The 5,827-nt window shown below is 34.8% G+C and carries 5 protein-coding genes; 1 reads left to right on the forward strand and 4 read right to left on the reverse strand.

Going from position 1 to position 5,827, the window contains the following annotated elements; translation table 11 throughout:
- Positions 1–421: 421 nt before the first annotated feature.
- Positions 422–814, reverse strand: coding sequence for a hypothetical protein (locus H9647_RS25370; protein WP_160037223.1), 393 nt, complete (start codon positions 812–814; stop codon positions 422–424).
- A 13-nt stretch (positions 815–827) separates the two neighbouring features.
- Positions 828–1,766, reverse strand: a complete 939-nt coding sequence (locus H9647_RS25375; protein WP_160037224.1) for a hypothetical protein — start codon at positions 1,764–1,766, stop codon at positions 828–830.
- Between the two features lie 871 nt (positions 1,767–2,637).
- Between H9647_RS25375 and H9647_RS25380 the strand changes: the two genes are divergently transcribed.
- A complete protein-coding gene (locus H9647_RS25380) occupies positions 2,638–3,012 on the forward strand; it encodes an EGFR-like transmembrane domain-containing protein (protein WP_191805249.1) in 375 nt (124 codons plus the stop codon).
- A 367-nt stretch (positions 3,013–3,379) separates the two neighbouring features.
- On the opposite strand, the gene H9647_RS25385 is transcribed toward H9647_RS25380, so the two are convergent.
- The gene (locus H9647_RS25385; protein ID WP_225229581.1) at positions 3,380–4,246 is read right to left on the reverse strand and encodes a YwqG family protein; all 867 of its coding nucleotides are present in this window, start codon (positions 4,244–4,246) and stop codon (positions 3,380–3,382) included.
- A gap of 441 nt (positions 4,247–4,687) precedes the next feature.
- Entirely contained in the window at positions 4,688–5,356 is a 669-nt protein-coding gene (locus H9647_RS25390; protein ID WP_191805251.1) for a Type 1 glutamine amidotransferase-like domain-containing protein, read from the reverse strand.
- Between the last annotated feature and the right edge of the window lie 471 nt (positions 5,357–5,827).

Below are 5,827 nucleotides of genomic sequence, written 5' to 3' on the forward strand. Positions count from 1 at the left end.
AATTTATTTTTTCTCTCATAAATTTCACCTCCTCATATAGCTAATTAAGCATAAGAAATATCCGATGGATTTTGTAGGATCTTAAACGATCATATGTGCCTGATAATCTTGAATGTTGTTATTTATGGTTTCGCTAGGCAGGATGGAAGCATTAACTATATAGGATAATAACCTCCAATCACAATGCAGAAATTTACATCTAGAATTCAGTTAAAATACAAGAAACACATAGGCTGTCCTAATAAAAGGGAGCAGTTGCCAAATGGCAAGCTGCTCCCTGCTGTACACAACTACTCTAAAAAAATCAAAATGAACTTTGATCCTAATATAAAAAGAAGGTCGATAGACCTTCTCAGATTGTAGACAAAAGGCATTCAGAATGCCTTTTGTCTACAATCTGAAAATAAGACCCCTAGGGGTCTTATTTTTTAAGAAAATTGTTTAGTTCCAATATTTTTTCTTGATCCGGATCATCTTGTATATCAATGATTTTCTCTTGTACTTTTCCTACGTTTTTCAAAGGTTGATTATTATCAATTTTTTCTGCAATAATTTCTGCTAAACTGGTATTCACTTCTAAATCAGAGTAATACGATAAGATATCAATTCTTGAAGCAGAACTGAGAACAGAAGTGTTAGGGACTTTGCCTTCTTCAAGTTTCGAAGAAAAGAAAGAAAGCTCACTTAATAATCTCTGGTTGAGGTTTTGCTGAAATAAATCCTGTTTAGCGTTATGGGATTGATATAAAAATATATTAAAGAATAGAGATCCAATAAGAAGTATCAATAGAGGAATATATGCTTTTTTTTTCAATTAAAATCCTTCTTTACCAAGAAATTTGATTGTGATTGTAAACTTCCATTGTTTTGCTTGCTGGACCAATACTTATACCAGCAGTTCCTTTTATGTCTACACTTAATGAGGAGTTTAGAATTGTAATATTATGACCGTATTTAGCATAGATATCTGCCTTTGTCAATGTCGATACATTTGGAGTATATCTATACTTCATGTAACCTATTATGTTTCTTGCATAATCGGGATGAGAAGGGCTGTTTCCATCATTAACTTGTGGAAGTTGCATCTCATACGCATAACCTAGAACGCTTTGAAAGGCTACTGGATTATTGGTTTTTTGGATTACTTTGCTGGGATTAATTTGATCTAAATAAGTATATTTAAATACATTTGATGCTGTTCCGGGTATAACACTCATGTTACTATTTGTTCCAAGAGCAAGGACATCTTTCTGTTTTTGTGTTGGTGTCTTAAGCCATTCGAACCGAGCAGAAGCACCGCCTTGAGATGTAGAATATTTCTCATTGCTTGTCTCAAGTTTAAGCCAACTAGTTGTGGTCGTAGATGCTCCCATGGTAGTAATTCCATTATCTTTATTATTAGATTGTTCCATTGCTTCCTGTTTGGAAACTTCAGATACATTTGTGTCTACAATTTGAAGTGGACTATATCCGTTATCTGGAGTTGCTAAAGTATAATCATAGACCTCTTCTAGTTTGAAGTAATTTTCATCAACTGAAGAAGTAACTAGTTCGGAAATACCATCATAATAATACTGTAGATCTTCGTCAATTAGATCATTTACCCAATCTTCAGATAAACCGTATGCTTGATGTACTGCTGACCTTTTTTCTTCAATAGACAACTTTTCACTTGCAAAAGTAGTTGAATTACCAAGTAATGATGCACAAATTAGGGAAGCTGAAGCCAAAACTGTTACTCTTTTGATCGTTTTACTAATTAACAAAATTAATCCCTGCTTTCTCTTCCTTTTTTAATAAACAATGTTCAAATAATTGAAATATTAATATTAATAATGGTAACAGAAAGAAAAAATTAATAAAATAGGAGGATATACGTGATCTACTATGTATAAATTTGTCGAATAATAAGGTATTAATGAGCCTATATGACTATATTCAAGAAACCTGTATATATGCAATTAGAGGAGCTTGTGAGTTCTTCAAAGGGCACTTAATGGATTAATTCTTTTAACTGAGTCAGGCTACCTAATGTTAGTAAAATCTTTTTCGGATGACCTTGCCTGGGAAGTGCAACGAATGCTAGTCATCACTTATTTTTGCTTCAGACAGTTTGTAACCAACTGCACTAACTTTACCTCGTGGGGTGATCCTTTAATTTGGTGGTATCAAGGATCTCAAAACAGTACTATTTGGTCAGTAGCACATGATTACGTGTACTTTGGTAATAGAAACAATGATCAGGACGGAGGACTTTCTCACGTTTATACATCAAGTGTAAAAGATCTAAAGATCGGTAGAATAGCGGCACATCCTTTTTTTATAACTGTCTACTTAATAGGGTTCAGGTTCATGGCAAGCTGCTCCCTACTGTATTCAACTATTGTTTTACCGTTAGTTGAACGAAGATAAGAGTATTGTTAGTCCATTATAGTCAGCTTCTGTAAATTTATATTAGCACAATATTATTTTATAATAATTCACAAAAAAACACAGTTAACGGGCTATCCTTCTGAGATAAATAACTTTCTATCTTTTTTATGTAATAATATTCTATTTATTGCTAGTTTTATTATACTTTTATTAGAAGCGATTTGTTAATATATATTAAATGATTTTAGATAAAGGAGAATTTTTTTGAAGAAAATAATGATGATTGGTGGCGGAGTTGTTCTAGGGCTTTTAATTCTTGTAATTGGTTTTGTGTTCTATGTTTTTCACCTTCTTAACACTCCACCGAAGAGTGATCCAGAGATTGTTGCCTATACTGAGGAAAAGGTCAAAGATTACTTAATTGAGGAGAAAGGGTATTCGGAGAGTGATATATTAAGTGTTAATTCAAAAAGAAAACCAAAGGATAAAGATAAAACAGCAATAGGATATCAAGTTTTAGTTGTATTCTCAGATACACCCGATACTATTTATTATTATGAAATAGTTGATGAAGATGAAAATAAAATTGAACAACTTGGAATGACTGGAACAGATATTAAGCATAAAAATTTTCCATAAAAATATTAGATTGTATAATATATAATTTTTATTATCTATTACTTATACATAAACAGATACAAAGAATGTAGAGCGCAAGTGGGTATGAAATAGTGCAACTGTTATAAGAGCAGCAAATAGTGTATTTGTTGCCCTAGCGCTTTCTTCTCTTAGCCGGAAGGATTGTGCTTTTTTCTTTTTTTAACTGTACTAGTGGCAGAGGTAATAAAGTAGATCTAACACTATAAATTTACTGGCTCATGAGACATATCATTAAGAACTCTCATTCAACTAATGCTGCCCTACTGCCGGTTTGATAATTAAAAGGGAGCAGTTGCCAACTGGCAAGCTGCTCCCTGCTGTTTCCTACTATCGTTTTACCGTTAGTTTAGCCACACTGCATTTCACAAACTACTCTCTCAAAGCATGAATCAGTAAGATCATCCTCATGAACCCAAAAATAAATCCTTCCAACATCTCCCCACATAATTCCGGTTTTTTCTTCTTCGGAATCAATTTGTAGTAGTAAACGCCATTTTAATGCGGAATTAACAACCTTCTCACGAATATCCGAATTATTCAGATCATCCCAGCTGTACGGACCAACGGCTATTTCACAACCGACTTGCATATCGCCTTGCATTTGATCAGGATGACCCATAAGTCTGTTTACGTACCCTTCCTTTGACCAATGCGGTAAAAATGATTTCCAATACTTATCATAATCATCTCTGTTACCATTCCAGTCTAACCCCAAACTTTTCAAATAAGCTGACTCAGCAGTTGGTACAGATAGACTCGTTTCATATAAAATCTTGTTCGGCTTCATTATTTCTGAATCAATTGAATTATTAGGAATATTTCTTCGTGAAATTTTCGAGAGGCGGTCTGAATCGATGTAGATTACTCGACATGTGTGAGGATCATTATAAAAGTCATCGTCCTCATACATAGCTTTTACAGCATAGAAAAAAGACAGCAACCCACTTTTAGGAAGAGAAATATCTACTGGACAATCTGCCAAGTTAATTTGAGCAATAAAAGTCATATCATAATCTTTCCATAATGGCCATTCTATATCATCAGGAAGATCAGGATTACCTCCTACCTTGCTTCCTCCAATAGGAATCATAATGTCAGATACAGGTTTAAGAAAAAGTTGAGCTGTAGGAAAAGCCCAGTTTGCAATGGCATGTCCATATTGACCTAATCCTACTTGTTCAAGTTGTTTTACTACAGTTTCTTTGTTCAACATTATATTACCTCCAGGGAATCTCTATTAACTTCATTGCATCATATATTCTCGAAGGATAATTTACTATCCTTCCTTAGCAGTTCACACATACCCTAAGGGAGCAACTGCCAACTGCAAGCTGCTCCCTGCTGTGTTCAACTAACGTTGCATTATCCTGCCGGTTAGCTTAACAAAAAATAGAGCAACTGCGACCGGCAGACTGCTCTATCCTGTATACAACTAATGTTTCCGTTAATTCAATAAAATGAGCATCTAATATCTCCCGAGCATAGTCTGACCGCCATTGAAGGTTGTCTTAAAAATTTATCATTTCTGCCCAACAATAAGTCCTGGGGATAAAAACAGTATTCCAATCATAGAGAGGAGACCTTGGATGATTTGCTGATAGCCTTGATACATCAGAAGGAATTAATTCTGTTAGGTCACAGCCACTCACCCTAATTAGAGCGTCTCAACCAATTTCTGAATCTTTGAATGGGAAATTAAATATACAGGCCCCATTATTTCTATTTTGCCATCCTTTACACGCATTGCACTCTCCTGTTCTGCCGCATAAACATCAGTCTCTTCAGACAAGGGGAACAGGTAGCCTTGAACAAACGTAGCGTAGTCGCGTTTAGAATGAGATTCATAGGCAAAATGATCAAAACCAATACCATCATAAATAGTACTTGTTTCAACTTCATTGCCAGTGCTTTTCAAGCATAACCATTTTGCAGCCATGTTTATCGCACCGGCGCTGGCACCTATTATAACGGCATTGCTGTCCTTAATAACATTTGATAATTCATAATCCGCCAAAAAATCGTTTTGCAAAACAGGATCTCCACCGCATAAAAAAATGACAGAAGCGTTTTGAATGAATTGCTGGGCATCTTCCTTCTGCATGCGGTAATCAATGAAATGATATTCATCAAAAATAATGTTAGCCTGATTTAACCATGTACATTCTGAAACATCATCAATGTTAATTTGCTCACCTGTGTAACCAGACGGTTTAGCGCTAATCATAACAAGCGATTTTCTGTCTTGTATATCCTCATGCAAACAATGGACTAGCTTCTCTGGAAAAAAATTATTAAACCAACTGAGATAGTAATGAATGCTCAATCTTAATTACCTCCATATGTATTATTTACATTCATCCATTCTTAACGAAAACATATTATACACGCTAGAAAGATGAACGTTTCTTCAACCGTTTTGCTTACACTCCCTTGTAAACTTTTCATAAATCCAACTCAATATTACCATAACATGGAATTTAGATATGAGGACTGCCCGTTAGCTTAATGAATTCACGGTCGAAGACCGATTAGTTACTTGTAGCCCAATCGATAATGGGAACATATTCTTGTCCATTTCCGTAATCGGTACTAATTCTTTTCATCGACACGGGACACGAACTCATACTCTTATCTCCTATAATAGCGACTTTCAATAGGCATATGATTCTGTTCCTAGAAAAAAAACGACAAAATAAAAAAACGTCCTCTGTCCAAGACTGAACTGAACCCCGAATGGTAGACACTTAAAAAGTGACTACCATTCGGGGTTTTTCTATTTTCTTTCTAGAAAAGT

The organism is Paenibacillus gallinarum, assembly GCF_014836635.1.
Lineage (GTDB): Bacteria > Bacillota > Bacilli > Paenibacillales > Paenibacillaceae > Paenibacillus > Paenibacillus gallinarum.